Annotated in this window: 18 protein-coding genes; 4 read left to right on the plus strand and 14 right to left on the minus strand. The window is 37.2% G+C overall.

The genetic code is table 11. The features are described 5' to 3' along the window. Positions 1-340 precede the first annotated feature (340 nt). On the plus strand, positions 341-1,795 hold the full coding sequence (cls, locus tag AC3RV6_RS00785; RefSeq protein WP_489747584.1) for a cardiolipin synthase: 1,455 nt from the start codon (positions 341-343) through the stop codon (positions 1,793-1,795). Between the two features lie 104 nt (positions 1,796-1,899). Here the strand turns inward: cls and AC3RV6_RS00790 are convergent, their stop codons facing one another. The 12 genes from AC3RV6_RS00790 to yiaA all read right to left on the minus strand — a co-directional run bounded on the left by AC3RV6_RS00790 (position 1,900) and on the right by yiaA (position 13,086). Next, a complete protein-coding gene (locus tag AC3RV6_RS00790; RefSeq protein WP_489749147.1) occupies positions 1,900-2,073 on the minus strand; it encodes a sulfurtransferase TusA family protein in 174 nt (57 codons plus the stop codon). Positions 2,074-2,427: 354 nt separating this feature from the next. After that, positions 2,428-3,321, minus strand: a complete 894-nt coding sequence (locus AC3RV6_RS00795) for a polysaccharide deacetylase family protein (protein ID WP_489747585.1) — start codon at positions 3,319-3,321, stop codon at positions 2,428-2,430. Positions 3,322-3,426: 105 nt separating this feature from the next. Continuing rightward, positions 3,427-4,299, minus strand: a complete 873-nt coding sequence (gene rsiV, locus AC3RV6_RS00800) for an anti-sigma-V factor RsiV (RefSeq protein ID WP_489747586.1) — start codon at positions 4,297-4,299, stop codon at positions 3,427-3,429. Further along, entirely contained in the window at positions 4,296-4,793 is a 498-nt protein-coding gene (gene sigV, locus AC3RV6_RS00805) for an RNA polymerase sigma factor SigV (protein WP_489747587.1), read from the minus strand. Before sigV ends, rsiV begins: the two co-directional genes overlap by 4 nt. A gap of 396 nt (positions 4,794-5,189) precedes the next feature. Continuing rightward, entirely contained in the window at positions 5,190-5,429 is a 240-nt protein-coding gene (gene yedF, locus AC3RV6_RS00810) for a sulfurtransferase-like selenium metabolism protein YedF (protein WP_489747588.1), read from the minus strand. Then, on the minus strand, positions 5,419-6,627 hold the full coding sequence (yedE, locus tag AC3RV6_RS00815; protein WP_489747589.1) for a selenium metabolism membrane protein YedE/FdhT: 1,209 nt from the start codon (positions 6,625-6,627) through the stop codon (positions 5,419-5,421). The genes yedF and yedE overlap by 11 nt, the downstream gene beginning before the upstream one ends. Before the next feature lie 320 nt (positions 6,628-6,947). Then, positions 6,948-8,480 (minus strand): AbgT family transporter, encoded by a 1,533-nt coding sequence (locus tag AC3RV6_RS00820; protein WP_489747590.1) that lies wholly within the window; start codon positions 8,478-8,480, stop codon positions 6,948-6,950. 347 nt (positions 8,481-8,827) lie between these two features. Then, positions 8,828-9,451, minus strand: a complete 624-nt coding sequence (gene nadD / locus AC3RV6_RS00825) for a nicotinate (nicotinamide) nucleotide adenylyltransferase (protein WP_489747591.1) — start codon at positions 9,449-9,451, stop codon at positions 8,828-8,830. 13 nt (positions 9,452-9,464) lie between these two features. Next, positions 9,465-10,937, minus strand: coding sequence for a nicotinate phosphoribosyltransferase (locus tag AC3RV6_RS00830; protein WP_489747592.1), 1,473 nt, complete (start codon positions 10,935-10,937; stop codon positions 9,465-9,467). A gap of 47 nt (positions 10,938-10,984) precedes the next feature. Then, positions 10,985-11,533 (minus strand): cysteine hydrolase family protein, encoded by a 549-nt coding sequence (locus tag AC3RV6_RS00835; RefSeq protein ID WP_489747593.1) that lies wholly within the window; start codon positions 11,531-11,533, stop codon positions 10,985-10,987. A gap of 72 nt (positions 11,534-11,605) precedes the next feature. Continuing rightward, positions 11,606-12,382: an NUDIX domain-containing protein gene (locus AC3RV6_RS00840; RefSeq protein WP_489747594.1), complete on the minus strand. Its 777-nt coding sequence runs from the start codon at positions 12,380-12,382 to the stop codon at positions 11,606-11,608. A 233-nt stretch (positions 12,383-12,615) separates the two neighbouring features. Further along, positions 12,616-13,086, minus strand: a complete 471-nt coding sequence (gene yiaA / locus AC3RV6_RS00845) for an inner membrane protein YiaA (protein WP_489747595.1) — start codon at positions 13,084-13,086, stop codon at positions 12,616-12,618. A gap of 807 nt (positions 13,087-13,893) precedes the next feature. Here yiaA and abc-f point away from each other — a divergent pair. Together abc-f and AC3RV6_RS00855 are read left to right on the plus strand one after the other, a co-directional pair. Continuing rightward, positions 13,894-15,564 (plus strand): ribosomal protection-like ABC-F family protein, encoded by a 1,671-nt coding sequence (gene abc-f / locus AC3RV6_RS00850; RefSeq protein WP_489747596.1) that lies wholly within the window; start codon positions 13,894-13,896, stop codon positions 15,562-15,564. A 246-nt stretch (positions 15,565-15,810) separates the two neighbouring features. Next, positions 15,811-16,710 carry a M23 family metallopeptidase gene (locus tag AC3RV6_RS00855; protein WP_489747597.1) on the plus strand — a complete coding sequence of 300 codons (900 nt, stop codon included), beginning with the start codon at positions 15,811-15,813 and terminating at the stop codon, positions 16,708-16,710. A 265-nt stretch (positions 16,711-16,975) separates the two neighbouring features. Here the strand turns inward: AC3RV6_RS00855 and AC3RV6_RS00860 are convergent, their stop codons facing one another. Beyond that, complete coding sequence (locus AC3RV6_RS00860; RefSeq protein WP_489747598.1) at positions 16,976-17,404, minus strand: GatB/YqeY domain-containing protein; 429 nt, start codon at positions 17,402-17,404, stop codon at positions 16,976-16,978. A 678-nt stretch (positions 17,405-18,082) separates the two neighbouring features. On the opposite strand from AC3RV6_RS00860, the gene AC3RV6_RS00865 reads away from it, so the two are divergent. Further along, complete coding sequence (locus tag AC3RV6_RS00865) at positions 18,083-19,069, plus strand: c-type cytochrome (protein ID WP_489747599.1); 987 nt, start codon at positions 18,083-18,085, stop codon at positions 19,067-19,069. A 20-nt stretch (positions 19,070-19,089) separates the two neighbouring features. Here the strand turns inward: AC3RV6_RS00865 and AC3RV6_RS00870 are convergent, their stop codons facing one another. Beyond that, positions 19,090-20,001: an EamA family transporter gene (locus AC3RV6_RS00870; protein WP_489747600.1), complete on the minus strand. Its 912-nt coding sequence runs from the start codon at positions 19,999-20,001 to the stop codon at positions 19,090-19,092. Between the last annotated feature and the right edge of the window lie 304 nt (positions 20,002-20,305).

Below are 20,305 nucleotides of genomic sequence, written 5' to 3' on the forward strand. Positions count from 1 at the left end.
CTCATGCCATAGCCACTGGAACTAAATTCAAAGTAAAGTAAAAAAACACAAATCGTGTAGATCCGCATGTTTTTGGCTTAACCCAATTCGTTGATGCCAAAACGATCTGCCCATTTTGTTTCGTAGGCTTTCACTTTTGATGGGTTTTCAGCTAGAATTACTGGTTTCATGGGGCATCTCTTTCGGATAAACAATAAATAGTTGTCCTATAATAATAGTTTATTCGGGCGGGTGGCTTATCTAGAAGTATTTTGTTAGGGGATATCGCATTCTCATTAATCTCAGAATTGTTTTAGATCCTTGCTACATTTACAATTGTAATAAAAGGATGGTGATAGTATTGGAAATAGGAAACTTAATTACCCTGATTTTATCAATTACCACAGTTATCAACGTCATTCTAATTGGGGGTGTTTTGTTTTTTGAAAGGCGGGATATTGGAAATACGTGGGCTTGGATAATGGTGTTAGTGTTCCTTCCTATTGTAGGTTTCTTCATATATCTATTTCTCGGACGGAATCTGAAACAGAAAAACTTTTATAAACTTACAGATGGAGAAAGAGCGTCTATTGAATCGGAAGTTGAAAAACAATTTTCAGCAGAGAATGTCGAGAGAATTCAAAACTCTCCATTGTTAAAAAAGCATGCTGAATTGATTCAAATGAATCTTAACTCATCCGATGCCATTTTGTCCTATGATAATGACCTTGCAATTTTTGATGATGGACATCAGAAATTCGATGCGTTAGTAGAGGATATTAAATCTGCACAAATAGAGATAAATATTCAATACTACATTATCCAACCAGACGCTTTGGGTAAAAGAATTAGAGATGCTTTAACTGAAAGAGCAAAAGCAGGTATTAAAGTACGACTCCTCTATGATGAAGTTGGCTCAAAGAAAACACCGCCAAAGTTTTATGACGAGTTACGAGCTGCGGGCGGCAAAGTCGAATTTTTCTTTCCGTCGTTATTTAGATTAGTGAATTTCAGAATTAACAATAGAAACCACCGGAAACTTGTCATTATCGATGGAAGAATTGCTTATATTGGTGGGTTCAATGTAGGTGATGAGTACCTTGGGCTTAATGAAAAGTTTGGATATTGGCGGGATACTCATCTTAGGATAGTGGGAGATGCCGTCAACCATATTCAAGGAGAGTTTATTTTGGATTGGCATCAGGCTGGGAATAACAAACCTGGTGAGTGGGGAGAATATTCATTTCAGCATGAGAAACAAGGCGGTACAAGTCCAATTCAAATCGTTTCAAGTGGCCCAGACTCTGAAACTGAACACTTGAAGATTATGTACATTAAACTTATATTGTCTGCCAAAAAGAGTGTTTATATCCAAACGCCGTATTTTATTCCAGATACAAGCTTTATGGATGCCTGTAAAATTGCTTTACTTTCAGGAGTGGATGTACGGATCATGATTCCAAGTAAGCCAGATCACCCATTCGTGTATTGGGCAACTTGGGCATATGCCGGAGATTTACTAGACTATGGTGCGAAGATTTTACTATATGAAAATGGTTTCCTACATGCGAAGACAATCGTGGTTGATGAGGAAGTAGCAGCGGTTGGGACGATGAATATTGATACCCGAAGCTTCAGGCTGAACTTTGAAGTAAGTGCTATTGTTTATGATGAAAAAGTAGCGAAGCAATTACATGAACTGTTTTTAAAAGACATCGATTTAAGTTCGCAACTAACACCGGAACGGTACGCGGAAAGGTCACTCCTTATTAAGTTTAAAGAGGGTGTTTCTCGTCTTCTTTCGCCTGTTTTGTGAAATGTTATTTAATTTAAAGAACGCTAATTCATATTCGAATTAGCGTTCTTTTTTTATGTTTTTAAAAATTAACCACTGTACCTGCAAGATAGACCCAACTTTACTCACGCATAAATATAAAAAAGATATTCCTGTCCATTTTTAACAGGCTCTTGTGCATATGTATATCCATGGGCAATTGTTTCTTCAGGAACATTGCGGAAGGAGCCAGGACAATCGGTGATGACTTGTAAAAGCTCTCCTTTGTTCATTCCTTCTAGTGCCTTTAGTGTATAGATAACTGGTAGGAAAAGAACCTGGTTCTCTTATTAGCAGCTGATATTGTTTAAGTAGAAGAGTCCGGATTTCTAGTTGATGGGGGAAAAGATAGCTAATCCCGAAATTTGGTTTACTACAGATAATAGAGCAACATTAAAAGTTTGATGAAGAATTTTGGTCTGTTCTGATGATATTTTTATAGGGAGGGAACTGCAAAAAAAGAACGAAATCATTGAGTTAATATAAAAAGTGATGAACTAATAAGAGAAAGATAAACTTGAAAATATCATCAATCTCTTTTAAGTATCGTTTTAGGTTCCAGTTTCTCATTGAATTCCGAATTATTTTAGAACCTGGTACCATTAATCAAGAATTTACATCCGTATATCATTCTGGAAATTGAGGACGAAATGATTAGCTTCATTATATACGACAAACTTATATCCTTGTTCTCTGTAAAATGCAATGATTCCTGGAAGTGCCGCCAAAGTTTGTGGCTTTTCGTGCATCAGCACAACTTCTCTGTCAGCATTTGTACCACTTTTAATATTTTCTATAATTTGTGTTGGATTATCTTTTAACGCCCAGTCATTTGAATCAATTGTCCAATCCCAAACATGAACGCCTGCTTCTACAATTTGATTGCGAAGCTGTTCACTGTTCAATCCCGGTACGGAACCATAAGGAGAGCGAACTAAACTGGGATTTGTACCAGTAAGCTCATGAATTAGAGCTAACGTTTCAGTCATCTCAGGCACAAACTGGTTATCTTTATATAATGTATTGAATTCATGCGTCATGCTATGGCCGCCGATATAATGTCCTTCCGTTATTGCGCGTTTCACGCTTTCTTGGAGATTCTCCTTTTTCAGGTTACTCCCTTGCATGAAAAAGGTCGCTTTCACATCTTGCTCTTGTAAAACTTCTAGAAATTGGTCAGTTAGTTTACTAGGCCCATCATCAAAAGTGAGGTAGACCACTTTGCCTAAAGGTTCTTCTTCTGCGCTTGTTTGTTTTTCAGTTTGTTTTTTATCTGGTGTGGTTGGGGCTTCTACTTCCTCGGTCAAATCTTGTTTGCTACTTTCATTATCTTGGCTAATTGTGGGCTCTACTCTCTCGGTGACATTTTGCTTGATATTTTTTCCATCAGCGGCATACGATTTTCCTACAATAATGCTGATAAATAGAGCAGAAGTTAGCAGGATTAGCATGAAATGTATTCTTATTTTCTTTCTTCGTTTGCTATGTATACTTTCCGTTTCTTTCATCGTGATTATATCCTCCTGTTGGCCGTTTAGACACTTCCGTTTTCTATATATTTTGTAGAAGTAGCAAACATATAAATGTGTTTGCTACTTTGAAATTCAACATGATTAGTTAATGTATGTGTCACTGAACAACAAATTTTCCAGTATATCCGACGGAATCTCGAACGTTACGATCCCCATGTAACCAGGTGCGACTTCATATTTGTCGAATGAAATAACGAGTTTATTATTAGGAGTAATATAGAAGTTTTGCTCAGGATTAATGACTTCAAAGTCCAATTCGGATCCATCAAACGAGAAATAAGAGACCTCTTCATCTATCGACATTTGTCGCTTCATTTCCCCTGATATATATGAACTAATTGTATCTATATATTTGTCATCTTTAAAAAGACTTGGAAGTGTGATTAATATATTCTGCTGTTTATCGATTGTGTCGTACTTCATCGTTGTTGAAGAGGAGCCTACAGTATTTACATAATAACGAGCAATCGATAGAAGTTGAGCGGTATCTGTCAGCACTTCGTAGCCGGTGTCAAGTCCAAGATGACCGTCTCCTGATTTTTTCATTTCAGCAACTTCTTCTTCAAATTGTTCGAAGAGTGCTTTATTTTCCTCGATATATTTATCATTCAATGTAGACTGTAGCTCTTCATTTTCTAAACCTTCAATCGCGGGTGTAGCTAGTTCGGCTTGATATGTCTTTTCATCTACAGTTAATCTTTGAATAGTGAAAACTTCCACAATGGCTTCTAAACCAGGAATATTTGCCATTGATTGTGCCATAGCTGGACTCATGTTGATACTACAAATAAATAAAGCAGCCGCTGCAGCGGCACCAATCGACCATTTTTTTAGAATTGGGCGTTTCTTCTGTGCTGATTTTGCCTGACGAATGGATTTTTTTACGACATCTTCCAACTCTGATGGAATTTCTATTTCGTCATAATCTTTTTTTAACTTATCTATTCTTTTCATAATTTTAAATCTCCTCCAACTTCAATGCGTAATTTTTTTAATGCACTATAGAGCCTAGTTTTAACGGTATTGACATTTAGTCCAGTTACCGCTGAAATCTCCTCGATTTTTAAGTCCTCGAAAAAGCGGAGAATAATCAGTGTTTTATATTTTGGAGGTAGCTGATCAATGGCATCTTGCAAATCCATATCAGTCATTTCATCCTCTAACTGCGGCAAGTGCACACTCAGAATTTCATTATCCATTACCGTAACCCGTTGGTGTTTTCTAATAAAATCAATGGAAGTATTGATAATAATTCGGTAGAACCACGTTTTCAAATAGGCGATTTCCTCGAGACGATCAATTGAATTAAGTGCTTTGACTATAGAATCTTGTACAATATCGAGCGCAGTTTCTTTATTTCTAACATAGCTGTATGCAAGTCGATAATGGGATTCTCGATTTTCTAATATAAATTCCTCTATGAGTTTAAATTTTTCTGTTTTTGTCATGACAAAGTTATCACCTTTTCTAATTTTTAACATGTCGCGAACACGTTCTAGTAATTTGACGGGCTTTGTACTTAAAAAGTTTTGATTGATTAACAATAAAATCATTGGCGGATTGTTTACAGTCCTTATTATAAGATAATTGTAAATCAGGAGAGAAGAAAATGAGGTTCGAGAGGGGCGTAAGATGGAAGCTACACCATTTGTGACTGGTCTTCAATTCAAGTAAAACATTATACGGGATTTATAGCACAGAAAAACATGTTAATTCCAACACTAAGTATTTTTTAACATTCTAATTGGTGTAGTATTCATAATCACTTTTATACACGTATCCCATACTATGAATTTCCTCAAGAATAAAAAAAGCAGGTGCCCACTAATGGCCCCTGCTCTTACTCACGCATAAATATAAAATAGATATTCCTGTCCATTCTTAACGGGCTCTTGTGCAAATGTATATCCATGGGCAATTGCTTCTTCAGGAACATTGCGGAAGGAGCCAGGACAATCTGTGATAACTAGTAAAAGTTCTCCTTTGTTCATTCCTTCTAGTGCCTCTAGTGTATAGATAACTGGATAGGGACAAGATTCTCCGCGAAGATCCAGCGTAAAATCAGCTTCCTTATTAGCTTGCATGTTCTTTCACTCCTCTTTTTAGTTCCAAAATACGATGATAGTGTTTTTCTCTATATATCGTTAAGGCATAAAGTACGCCTAGCATTGCGAGTGTTGCGAGAATAGCGCCGATAGGACCCAAAGAATCCAATAGGTTGATTTTTGAGCCGCCTTTGACCAATACATTATAAACACCTAAATGATCCCACGCATAAGCAAGGAAGGTTGCGCCGATAATATTGCCGGCGAAGACTGGTAGGAAAAGAACCTGGCCCTCCATTAATCTATACATCATTCCAGTTTCACAACCAGACGCCATGACAATGCCTAGCCCGAACAACGCGCCGCCGACAAATGTGCTAAGTGCAGCGATTTGGGTGATTGGTGTTAAGTCATATATTGAAATAATAATGACAGTTAAAACAGAGCTGACGGCCATTCCGACAATAATTGCTTTTGCCATAATACTACGTCCAACGAGAAACAGGTCACGGAATGCTGAGGTGAAGCAGATTTGTCCGCGTTCAATAAGAATTCCAAAGGCAAGACCAAATAGCGCACCTAAACCAAGCAGTTTTTGTCCAGTTGCAAAGAAGTAGATAATTAGGCTGATGTAGATAATTGCGATTGCGCCGCCAACATAAGGCTGAATAACGTGATTTTTAACCTTAGAGGGTTTTGCTGCACCTTTCGTTAAGGTAAGGCGACCTTTCCACCAACGCATTTTGGTCAGTTTTGCTCCGAAAAAGGTTCCGATTCCAGTCGCAACAATGAAGATCCATGAGTGAAGAGAGAATTGTGGGACACCTGTGAAGAACGCAGCCAAGTTGCAGCCAAGCGCTAAACGTGCACCGAATCCAGCAATAATACCGCCGACAAGTCCTTGAATATAGCGGCGTTTCTGTTTCGGAAGACGAATTTTGAAGTTATTACTTAATAACACCATCATTAGAGCACCGATAAACATACCCCAGACAATCCAGCCATCGGGGCGGCTCCAGGTCGTTCCTTTTAGGTGTACCATATCGTAATATTGCCAGTCGGAAATATCAACCCCGAACAGCAGTAGAATATCTCCTCCAAGTCGAGTGAATTCACCGGTTACAGCCCAAACGGTTGAAGTAAGGCCGAAGTACAAAGCGCTGAGAAATCCAGCAATGAGCAGTACGACATAAGGATTCCAATAGCGTTGGAAAATAGTTTGAATCATTGTTTTCATGTCTTGTTACTCCTCATATAAAGTCCTTTTATTTTATTATTTATTTAGTGTAACCTAAGTAAGTTTATGTTGCATGGTTATATTTTAGTATATTGGGATCATTAGATTCAAAGATGGAAAGGAATGACATTGTATAGTTTAAAGTAACAGAAATAAGTGTTTTTATTATATAGAAATGAACGTTTTCTCTTTCCGAAAATATCACTTTTTCATATCCTAAAAATAAATAAGTAAAAAACAAGGCTATTACAGAAAGTCAGTTTATACTGAACTCCTGTATAGCCTTGTTACTCTTTGTTGAATACACTAATAACAAAAATTTAGTTGTTGTAATAAACCGGAGAACCAGGACCTAAATCAAAGCCGAATAACAACCAAATTACAAGTGTCAAACTCCAGAATAATAAGAAGAACATGGAGTAAGGGAACATGACGGCTACTAGTGTTCCAATGCCCATTTTTTTATCGTATTTCTGCGCAAATGCAATGATGATTGCAAAATATGTCATTAGCGGAGAAATAATATTTGTAGAAGAATCTGCGACCCGATAAGCCATTTGCGTTAATTCCGGAGAATAACCAAGCTGCATCATGATCGGTACAAATATCGGTGCCATCATCGCCCATTTTGCGGAAGCACTTCCAATGAACAGATTGATGAAGGCTGCAATGAGAATAAATAATAAGAGCAATGGAATTCCTTTTAAATTAATACTCTCGAGGAAGTTCGCACCGTATACGCCTAATACTAATCCCATATTTGATTCAGAGAAAAAGGCAACAAATTGACTAGCTGTGAAAGACAAGACAATGAACATACCCATTGCAGACATTGTAGAGGCCATCATGGCAGCTACGTCTTTGTCGTTTCGAATCTCTTTTGTTACTTTTCCATATACAAGTCCTGGTACAAAGAACAGGAATGCAATGATTGGCACAAGAGACTTCATGAATGGTGATTTAATGATTGGCATATCTGCCTCATCCCCGCGCAGTGGTGCACCTGGGAAAATGACAAGCAAGGCAACTAGAATTCCTGCGATGACAACCGAAATACCAGCCAAAATTAGACCTTTCTTTTCTATTGCATTTAACTTTTCAACTTTTTCACGGTATTCACCGTTATATTCTCCTAGACGTGGTTCAACAATTTTTTCTGTTACCCAAGTACCGACTAGTGTAAGTATAACTACAGAAAATGCAATGAAATAATAGTTCATCGCAATATTCATCCCGTCAGCATAGGTAGGATTAATAATGGCAGCAGACATAATGGTTAATTCACCTAGTAAAGCATCTGTTCCGGATAACAATAAGTTGGCACTGAATCCACCTGAAACACCTGCAAAAGCGGCGGCTAATCCAGCTAAAGGATGTCTACCAAGAGCAGCAAACAAAACAGCTCCTAAAGGTGGCAATACAACGTATCCTGCGTCAGAAGCAACACTAGACATAACGCCAGCAAATACTAAACCGAGTGTAATTAAACGGTTCGGTACAGACATGACAAATCCGCGAAGCAAGGCACTGATTAACCCGGAACCTTCTGCGAGTCCAATTCCCAACATCGTAATTAATACAACGCCAAGTGGGGCGAATTGAATGAAATTGGTCGTCATATTTGTGATGATGTAATTGATACCTTCACTACTTAGCAAGTTATGAACCTCAATCATTTCGCCTTCTTTACCAGGGTGGGCGACACTGATGCCGAATGATGAAACTATTGCTGATAAAACCACAACTAAAATTGCAAGAAAAGCAAACAAAGTAACAGGATGTGGTAATCGATTACCTGTTTTCTCGATCATATCTAAAAACTTTTGGAAAAACCCTCTTTTTTCAGTTTTCATGAAGAACTCCTCTCAAACATAAAAATGTTATGAATTATTATGTAATTATACTAAATTGTTAAGCTCAACTTAGTATATAGAAGAACTTTGAATAATTAAATGCTTTCCTGAAATAATTAAATTAGGGGAAACTTGGTACTATTCAGGCAATAGTGAATAACTGATTCACATCTACATCTGATAGTTTTTAATATAGTAAATAAGCATCACCCCAATTCTAAATATTGAATTGGGGTGATGCTTATTTATAATTGAGTAAAATAATTTCGCGTACCAGGTTATTATTAAACTCTAAATTGTTTTAGAACCTGATACGATAAATGAAAGTCTAATTGTAAACCTTCCTATTATTCACCGCGCGTATACAAGTTATGTTCTTTTATATAGTAATAGCATGAGTCAGGTAAAAGATACCTAGGTTCACCGTTCATCGAAAACTCATCCCGAATATAAGTAGAACTAATCTCCATTGATAATCCTTTATCTAGTAAATGGAAGGTGTTCCCATTATCATTGTTTCTGAGAATAGGGGACTTGCTAATCGCTTGTAACATATTGATACCATCTCGGGCCATTACAATAAACTTGTTTTCTTGAATCAATAATTCTGCTTGCCCCCAGCTCCCAGCGCCAATGTCAATAAGTAGATCTGCACCCATTATGAAGAATATCTCATCGTCTTTATATTTTTCTTTGAAATGTTTAAGTGTTTCATAAGTCGTAATTTTCCAAGCATCTTGATTCATTTCGAAATCATCAGCAATGAATTTATCATTATTTTTAATGGCGAGTTCTACCATATTCCAACGGTGCTCGTCTTCCGTATTCATTGTTTTATCTCTTCTCTTACTAGAGCAGGGGAGGAATATTACCTTGTCTAGCTTACATCTGCTTGCAATCGTGCTTGCTGTCCATAAGTGTACATTTGTGATTGGATCGAAAGATGATCCGTAAATTCCGATTTTCGCCATATCGTCATTCCTCCTAGTTGGTAGAAGTAAATTCCATTACTTTAGTTTTTTCTTTTGTGATGTGCTTCATTTTATTATCCCAGCATGCCTGGCTTAAATCGACAGGATATTCTTCGGGCATCATTGTACGTTTGTATTCATCCCAAAGTAGCTTTAGATTAGATTTTACAAGTGTTTGTATCTCATCAAGCTTGGGACATGTATAAACGAGTTCACCATTTACGAAAATAGGTGTATGCAGATTTCTTGCCTCAAAATTTGTAACAAACTTGCTAACAAGATTGTGGGTTGGATGGAACATTTTTAACCGTTTTTCATTTTGTGGATCTTCGTATGCGAGCGTGACATAGTCGCCCTCTGATTTATTGTTTACCCTGTTGATAATTCTATAGACATTTTTAATACCTGGAGTCGTGACTTTTTCAGGATTACTGCTTAATTTAATCGTGTCATTCATTTGTCCATTCGCATCTTCGATTGAAACTAGTTTGTAAACAGCACCGAGAGCGGGTTGATCAAAAGCAGTGATTAACTTTGTACCGATTCCCCATGTATCAATTTTAGCGCCTTGTGATTTTAAGTTACTAATTGTGACTTCATCAAGATCATTTGAGGCAACAATCTTCGTGTTTATAAAACCAGCGGCATCCAGCAATTTTCTAGCTTCTTTCGATAAGTACGCTAAATCCCCACTATCTAAACGAATCCCTTTAAAGTTAATCTTATCCCCAAGTTCTTTGGCTACTTTAATTGCGTTTGGTACACCCGATTTTAACGTATCATACGTATCCACTAGGAATACGCAATCCTTATGACGATTTGCATATTTGTGAAATGCAGTATATTCATCTTGGTACGCTTGGATCATTGAGTGTGCATGTGTTCCAGCAACAGGAATCCCAAACAGTTTACCTGCTCGAACATTGGAAGTAGCATCAAATCCTCCGATATAAGCAGCACGAGTTCCCCAAATGGCGGCATCCATTTCCTGAGCTCTTCTAGTACCAAATTCCATTGCAGAATCTTCGCCTATGACTTGTTTGATTCGAGAGGCCTTCGTTGCGATTAACGTTTGGTAATTAACGATATTAAGCACGGCAGTTTCAATCAATTGCGCTTCGATTAAAGGTGCTTCAATTCTCATAATAGGCTCATTTGCAAAAACCAATTCGCCCTCCACCATTGATTGTACAGTTCCAGTAAAACGGACGTTTTGTAGATAACCCAAGAAGTCCTCTTGGAATCCTAGATCCTCACGTAAATAAGTAATGTCACTATCCGAAAACTTGAAGTTCTTCAGATAATCAATGACTCTTTCTAATCCAGCAAATAGAGCATAGCCGTTATTGAATGGTAGTTTCCTAAAATAAACGTCAAATACTGCTATCTGATTGTGGTAGTCATCGTCCCAATATGTTTCTGCCATATTAATTTGATACAAATCAGTGTGAAGTGCTAAACTGTCATCCTTATACTTAGTATTCAAACCAATTACCTCCAGTTCAAGTCAAGTAGAGTTTCTTCATAATATAATCAAACGACTTTTGCGCCAAGTGTATTTTTAAAATGTCCTAAAGCCCAATCGTGTCCGGCTTGATTGAAACTGGCAACCCCGTTTTCGTGAATTACAATTTTAAAGCCCTTGTTGTATGCATCTACTGCAGTGTGTAAGATGCATATATCTGTGCAAACACCCACAAGGTGAACCTCGTTAATTCCGCGTTCCCGTAACTTAATCTCTAAGTCAGTTCCAGCAAAAGCCGAAAACCTTGTTTTGTCTTGCCAGATGACAAAATCTTTATGTTTATTCGCTTCATATACTGTTTTCAAATCGCTATAAAGATCCCTGCCATTTGTATTGATGATGTTATGAGGAGGGAAGTTCTTCGTTTCCGGGTGGTAAGGGTCGTTTTCTTCATGAAGATCAATCGAGAACACAACTAAATCTTCATTTTCAATAAACTCAAGAGTTAAGTTAGAAATGTAGTCAGATAAATTTTGTCCGGGTTCTCCACAAGTCAATTTCCCTTCGGATGCAACAAAGTCATACGTGTAATCAATATTAAGTAATGCTTTTTTCATAATAAATTCCTCCTATTAGTTTACGAACTTATAATACCTTTTAACGGATTGTTAATAGTCGCGGATAAAATATTAATATCTAGCCGTGTAAATAGGTTTTACAACTTCCATTTCAATGAATTCATATAGTTGGGTAGGGGTCTTAGATGTCCTTTGAGTTTTCTTATCCGGTACAAATTGAATAAATGGAAGTGTCTTTATTTTGCGCGCAAAGTTCTGATCACTTGAAATGGCTGTGTCTGTTGTAACTGTGAGCAATATCGCTTGGAGTTCAGAATAAGTAAAATACTTGGGCAAAAAGTTTTTTGCAATTGTTGTTTGAAGTAAGTCGCTTGTGATTCTAGAGATTGCATCTTTTATAATCGTATAATGGTCAAAAGCCAAATCTAGCTTTAAAACATCTCCAATTGAAAACAATCCAACTTCCGACGCGTCATCACTTGCTTTTCTTTTCTGTAAGGAGTTTTCTGGCACAATTGCGTAATGTCCATTCGTGATAATCCAACCACGTGGATCTCTTCCGGGTTTGTCATATACCCCAAAGTGCTTGATGTGTATACTGGTAACGCCGGTTTCTTCTTCTAATTCTCTCTTTGCTGCTTCGTAACCAGATTCATCATCTTGAACGAATCCACCAGGTAAAGCCCATTTTCCTGCTTCAATATTTGTGTGACCTTCTGCATTTAATAGAGCCCGTTTGATCAACATTAATTTCAGCGTCATTTTTGGAGGTTTGTATTCAGCCGCATAGTGAGATGTAATTGTGAAAACTGCGATATCGGATGTGTAGCCATCGGGTGTTCTAAATTGACTAATATCATATTGCTGAAGTGATTTGTCGTTTAGCACATCAATACCTCCCACGTAATAAATTAATTATTACTTTAATTATTAATTAACGGTTTGTTAATTGTTATTCATAGCATATGTTAAAAGATCAACAATGTCAACTAAGTTTATACTTTTCTGAAATGACATAGTTTAATCATTACATAAACAAATAGACCCTCAACTCTACATTTAGAGTTGAGGGTCTGTTTGTTATCGAACGGGACTAAATTGTAAAGACAACGAAAGGCATCTTAATCCGTTTCTCTAGCCTGCTGCGTATCTCTAACGTTTTTCTGAACTGTTACGGACGAAAAAATACTAAGCACAAATGCCATTCCATAAAAACCTTTTTCACTTAAAACAATACTACTTGCATTAAATAAGCCGATAGCCATTAATAAAATCGATGTAATAAGTGCAAACCAGCTAATTCCCAAATAGATACTTGTAACGGGAATCCCTTCATCTTTATCTCTTACTGCTTTTTGTAAAGATACAGATGAGTAGAGTCCAAATATTAAAATTGCAAAGTAATATCCTTTTTCATTTAGTTCCATAGCTGCATTATATAAACCTAAAAGATATGCTAACACGCCAATTAACAGCGCTGCCAAAGCTGCTCCTTTGAAAGCAGCAGTCGGTTCTCCATTCTTTCTGTCTATTTTAATCTTTTGGGTACTTTGCTTTTCTTTATCAAAAAAGTCTTCATGATCTTTAGCCATTAAATATATCCACCCCTTTTGACAATCATATATAAAAGGATTTAAATGGGCAATGTTTAAAAAATACCCAACTTTCCAAAAAGCTTTAGACGTTCAAACAGTGTAGGTACTAGGTTCTGACTGGATATTGAAGTACTTGGGAGGTTTTTACTATTTATGGTGTAAAATCTTGTAACATTGATTGATTTGTTCGGGTTGGGGTTTGGATGTTGGTTAAAAGTGACTAAATCTATTTTAGTGAAATATCTACCCCATTTTTCAAGAATCTATCTTTTGAATTCAAAACGTAGAATTGTATCATTTACGAGTAGACTATTCTTCTAACCTTCTTATAGTGCTTCTCCCAAACAACTAAATTGTATCTAATAATATTCTCTTTAATACTTCTACACCCAAATCAAACAGTATTGTTTTCGGGCACAATGTAATATGCTATAATGTGGGTAATGATGAAGAGGAAGGACTGAGGGTGGACGATGGATAACTAATCTTTTGATTCCGGAAAATTAACTTTTCAAACGGAAACAGGATTAGTCTGTCCATTTTCAAATCACCTCCTTCCTCTTAGCACGGGCAAGAGGTTTTTTGGGAACTTTTAAATTTGGATGAACAATGACTAATCCTTCCGATTATATTTCGGGGGGATTTTTTTATCTGAATCCAGCGAGGGTCCAAACTCCCGCTGATTTCAGATAAAGCCTCCGGCGGATGTCACGGATTTTTAGGGAAGCTTTTCGAGCGCGCTCGAAAAAATCCGGACGCAATTACGCCGAGGCGTAATAGATCCCTTCGGTTAGGAGGATTTTTATGCTTATTGGAACATTAAATCAATTAACATTTGTGCAAGGTGAGACAGTGATTCTTGACGGGGTGTCTGCAGATATTCCAGAAGGGTCGTGTATTGCTGTTGTTGGTGCGAATGGTGCAGGGAAAACGACGTTACTATCAATCCTTTCAGGAGAAACATTGCCGACTTCGGGTTCGATTAGTTGGAACGAAAAAATGCCTTCTACTACGTATTTCAGACAAGAGCAGGAAGATGAAGGCAGAGTGAATTGGGAACAGGCGGACACGCATATGTACCGAAGGAAATGGAAAGTGCCAGAGCAGACTGAATATAAATCAGCGAGTGGTGGGGAGCGGATGAAAATTCGTCTTTCAGTTGCACTTGCTGAAAACAGTCAACTTGTACTTCTTGATGAACCAACGAACCACTTAGATAGTGACAGTTTAGAAGAGTTAATTCATCTCATTCATAAGAGTGAAAGTACGTATATAATTGTTTCACATGATCGGTATTTTATTGATAAAATTGCGGATTATGTGTTTGAAATCGAGTACGGAATACTGACGATATACAAAGGGAATTATTCAGATTATCGGAAGAAGAAAGAAGCAGACCGTGAACTCCAGCAGAAACAGTATGAACAGCAACAAAGAAAGATTGCGCGGGTGGAAGGGCAAATCGATCAGCTTGAAAATTGGTCAGCGAAGGGGCATGCAGAATCTAGGAAGAAAGGTGAGGGTTTAGCTGGAGGTAAAGAATATTTCCGAATGAAGGCGAAAAAGAAGGATGTACAGGTTCGTTCCAAGCGGAAAAGACTGGAGTCTGAATTAGAGAAAGAACGTATTGAACAGCCCAAAGATGAAATTGGGGTCTCGTTTGATATGAAGGGACGTAAGAAAAAAGGCAGACGAATTCTTGAGTTGAAGGATGTTAAGAAGACATTCGATGGGAAAGAACTGTTTGCAGATGTGTCATTCACCGTGCAAGCGGGCGAGAGAGTTGCGCTTATTGGTCTTAATGGGGCAGGGAAATCAACATTGTTTCGTATGATGCTTGGGGAAGAGGCGTATGAAGGTAGTTTGTGGAAAACAGAAGGAATGACAATCGGTTATTTAAGTCAGTCTGTGCTCGATCTTCCATTAGATATGACAATGAAAGAGTATTTTCATACAGAGACTTTCCAAGAACAAGGGATGATTCGAACGAATTTAAGGAATCTAGGTTTTTCGAAACGATATTGGGAGATACCGCTGTCTGCGTTGAGTATGGGAGAGCGTGTAAAGGTGAAATTGATGCAGTTTATCCTGGAAGGGACAGATGTATTAATTTTGGATGAGCCAACAAATCACCTCGATTTACCTTCAAGAGAGGAGCTTGAAAAAGCACTGGAAAGCTTTCCAGGGACACTTTTATTTGCCTCGCATGACCGATATTTTACAGAGCGGATGGCGGGTGGTTTGCTTTTATTCGAAGATCAATCCATACACAAGGTACCGATGACATTTGCAGACTGGAAAGACCGTAGCAAAGCTTTACAATCGGATAAGAATGAAGAGGAGCAGCTTCTTCTTGAAACGGAACTTCAAGCAGTACTAGGAAAGTTAAGCATGATGAAAAAAGAAGATAAAGAATATGATACATTGGATAAAAAGTTTCATGTGTTAACAAAGCGATTAAGAGAGTTGATGTGAGCCGTGTACAGTATAGAAGACCAATAGTACTATTGTCGTTTACAAATAATAAGAAATCCTTTCTAAGAAGGGTTTCTTTTTAATTTGAAAAAAAAGTCTTAAGGGATTTTAGTTGTTCAATAATTTTATTATTAAAATCCTGATAAGATATAGTGAAAATTTCTAATTACCATTTAAATGAAACTTCCAGGTGTATAGAACGTATCAATAGCAACGGAGAATATGTTCCTAGGAGGAGTGATGCAAATGATAATGCTACAAATTTTCTCAATAGGTTTGTTAATTATCTTACCCGCTATACTATTATTCGTGCTTTGGGTGACTTCATATAAAAGTAAGCTGGAATGGTTATTAGATGCACTATCAACTACTGCGCTAGTTGTTTGGTTATACCAATCAGGAAATTGGAGTTGGGTAGGATACTATTTCCGTTTTCTTTTTTTAGCTTTACTATTAATTGTTTTGATTATTTCATGGAAAAAGATTAGATATCTGCCTTTTAGAATAAAATACACTTTCAATCAAAAGTTTACGCTTGGTTTTAACACATTACTATTAATTGTGTTTGGTATTTTTAACGTATTTGCCATTACGAGTTACACTACGGATGAGGAAGCGATTAAATTATCTTTTCCACTTAAAGAGGGTACTTATTATATCGGTCAAGGCGGAAATCATGTACAAATGAACTATCATCAGGCGTATCTATCTCAACAATATGCAATAGATATTTTAAAAGTAAATAAATTAGGGTTCCGGGCAAAAGGTCTTTATCCGAAAGAACTTGAAAAGTACCATATTTTCGAAGATGACTTATATAGTCCTTGTAACGGCAAAGTTGTTGAAGCGCAAAATGGGTTGCCTGATTTTATACCACCAGAAGCAGACCGGGAAAATGCAACAGGTAATTTTGTGGCTTTGTCATGTGAAAATTCGGACGCAATTATTTATTTAGCACATATGCAAAAGGGTAGTGTAACAGTAAGCAAAGACGAGATAGTAAATGTAGGGCAGAAGATTGGTAAAGTTGGGAATTCGGGAAATACAAGTGAACCTCATTTGCATATTCATGCTGAAAAAGATGGGGTAGGTATACCGATTAAATTTAATAATAGATTTCTTGTGAGAAATAGTTTGGTGCGCTAAAAAAGAGTGACTGCTAATATTATTTATTGCGCAAGCATGCGCAGTTTTTTTATCTAGTAATTAAAATTATTTTACTTAGCCTAATCAAATAAGTTACAGACTGTGTTTTAAAGGGGAAACCTAAGTACTCAAACTATATGAAGTTAAAAAAACAAACCGGAGTGCTGAAGAAGTGGCAATGATAGTTGGAAAGTTTTTATTTGTAGGGAAATTACTAAAATAAAGAAGTCCATCGACTGTTGATTGGATGGACTTCAGAACTAACTTATTGAATTAGACTTTTTACAGCTTTCGACATCATTGCACCGTCTGCTTTTCCAGCAAGTAATGGTTTTGCAATTTTCATGGCGTCTCCCATGTTCATGCCCTTTGCGATTCCTGCTTCTGTTAACGTTGTCATAACTTCTTCTTCACTTAGTTGTTTAGGTAAGAAAGTTTTAAGTAAAACCAATTTCGCTTTTTCTTTTTCAATCAAATCTTCACGCTGCGCTTTTTCAGCACCTTCTAAAGCTTGATTGGTCTGTTTAATTTCACGATTCACGATGACGATTTCTTCTTCCTCAGTGAGGGTTGAACCCTTTTCTTTTTCAGCACGATCAAGTTCTGATTTTAATATCGTCAGAACCCCTTTCGCAAGCACATCTTTTTCTTTCATTGCACGTTTTAATAGTTCAAATACGGTTGTTTTTAACATTTTTTTAAAACTCCTCTCTATTTTAAAAAACAAGTATCCTTAAAGGTTGTGTTAAAAGATTATAGAAGAGAAGCAGTTGAAAAGCAACTTTAGGCTACGTTAAAGTAGAGTTGCTCAGTCGAATGCTGATTTTAACATGGTCACCTAATAAGTAATTGAAGAATGTAAAGTATTTTCATTTATTTATTTACAAAAAGAAGAGAAAAAAATGAATAACTAGCGTTGAAGCGTAAAAATACAGAAGAGGCGAGTTCATATAAAAGAGAGGCCACTGGAAAATATCCTTTGTATAGCAGAATCTAGTTGATTGGAGCGGAAGGCGACGACTCTAGCGGGAATAGCGCGGCTGAAGCCGTGCCCTCAGAAAACGTTCGCCTGAAGCGGAAATCAACACTACTTTCTTGTCTAAACAACGAAAAAGGGTGACGTGTAAATCACGCCACCCAACATTTGACTTAGAACCCCAAAAAAGGAGCTCGACTTTTAATGTTCTTAGTTATGAATTATTCTGTTAAGATCGTACGTTCTTCGGGTATTTATCATACAAAAGTCAATCACAAAACAAAAATGTCCTAATTCTGATGAAATGTCCTAAATAAATAGAGAATATTGTAAAAAAACGTAGACGTTCGTTGAGGTAAAATGGTAAATTTGTAGTGAGGAAAGGTGGTAATGGAAATGAAAAATACCTCAAGAAGTACTACGATAATACTTGGATTTTTATTAGTCGTCACAATTGGTATTGTTGTCTTAATGGCAAACCAACTAAAAAGTAACAAAGAAGCTTTAGATGAAACTGGAGTACCAACTGAAAACGAAGTACCAACTGAACAAGTGGCAGGAATTGCACATAATCCTCCATCAATGGATGATGTGCCAGAAGGACCTCTCGGCGAAGCGATTTTAAGGGGCTATGAGTTAACGAATGATACTTCGAATGTATTAAGAGGAGAAGCAGCCTCGGTCGAGGACGGGCAAGCCCGTGTAAATGAATTATCATGTACAAGTTGTCATGCTGGTGCCGGTTTAGATGAAGAAACATCTTCATTAGTAGGAATGGCTGCAGTTTACCCTATGCATATCGCGCGTTCAGGACAAGTTGTAACATTGGAAGAACGTATTAACGGCTGCATGGTAAGAAGTATGAATGGTCAAAAGTTTGCGGAAGATGATGAAGATTTAGATGCAATGGTTGCTTATTTGACTTATATTTCTGAAGGAATTCCTTTAGGGGCTGAACTTTCTTGGCGTCATCAAAATAACCTTGATGATGTACCTACACCAAACGTAGATGATGGTGAAGAACTTTATCAGAAATCTTGTATGACATGTCATGCAGGCGACGGATCAGGAACGGGATCCAACACGGGACCCGCGCTATGGGGAGATGGCTCGTTTAACGACGGCGCTGGAATTGCACGTATGTCTAAAATGGCAGGGTATATTCAAAACAATATGCCGATTGGTGCAGCAGGAACATTGTCGGACCAGGAAGCGAGTGATCTTGCAGCGTACATTTTATCGCAAGATCGTCCAGAATGGAAAAAGCATGACACAGACTGGCCAGCTGGCGATCGCCCGACAGATGTTATGACGAAGGATTTACGCCAACAAGTACAAGACGGTACAATTGATTGGGATGAAGTATTAGGTAAGAATAAATAAATATAAAAGACTTCCACCTCTTATGAAGTGGAAGTCTTTTTATGATTTGTCATATACTTTAATCTTCTTTGAGCTATCGTAGGCAACGTCATACCGACAAAAATTATTCCTATTCCAGCAATTTGTAGAATTGTTATTGTTTCACTTAATAAAATTACGGAAACTGTAACAGCTACTGGAAGTTCAGCGGCGCTTAAAATTGAAGCTGTTGCTGTTCCAACTTTAGGTACGGCAATTGAAAACAAGTATATAGGTGTTACGATGCCAAGCAGTCCCAGAATTAATCCGTAAACCCATAAGCCCTCGCCGAATAAAGTTCCGTTCCAAACGATTTCAGGTGTTTGAAAGAAGAATATGGCTACTGCCGCAATAAATGAAACAAATAGAAGTCTTGTCTCCGTGTCCATATTTCCAGTTTGTTTTTGGTTAGCCATAACAAATGCTGAAAAACTGACCGCAGCAGCCATTCCCCAAGCCCAACCATACCAAGGTATGCCACTAATGTCAGCATCAATTACACCAGCAGCAAAAATTGTACCCGCGAATAAAAATAATAGTGAAATGACTTCTATTCGTTTAGGTAATCTTCTAGTTGCGATACAGTCAAACAACATGCCAATCCATGTAAACTGAAAGAGCATAACAACAGCAAGGGAAGCGGGCATATATTCAACAGCTTGTCCGTAAAAGGTTCCAGTTGTTGCAGTAAATAATCCTGCCAGGATTAGGCTTAATCCACCACCGATTTTAGGTATTTTACGACGAACGATAATAAATATAAAAAGTGCGAGGGCAAAACCAATAAAGTATTGACTCGTCACTGCTTCAGCAGCGGTAAAACCATCTAATATTGCAAGTTTTATAATAGTGGAAAGTGTGCCATAACAACTTGCAGCAAACACAATCATCAACGGGTATATCCACTGTTTCAAAAGAGAAAACCTCCAGTTCCATCAGGATATTATAACATAGGCATGGCGAACTGGCGTAACATATATTAGTGATTAAGAATGATAAGTAATTTGAAGAACAGATCACTATGGATTCGAATAAAAAAGCTATTTCAAAAGTAGTTACATTTGGTGAATTTCATATTTTTAAATATTGCAATAAAACATTCCTATAATACTAATTATAGGGTATAATCAGAATGTTAGTAATCTAGCTATCTTGCAGTCCGTGAATTAGAGTCTAATAGTCATTAAGTCATAAGATAACCTGAGCTTTTGAATTTTT

The organism is Sporosarcina sp. So3-204 (genome assembly GCF_058068165.1).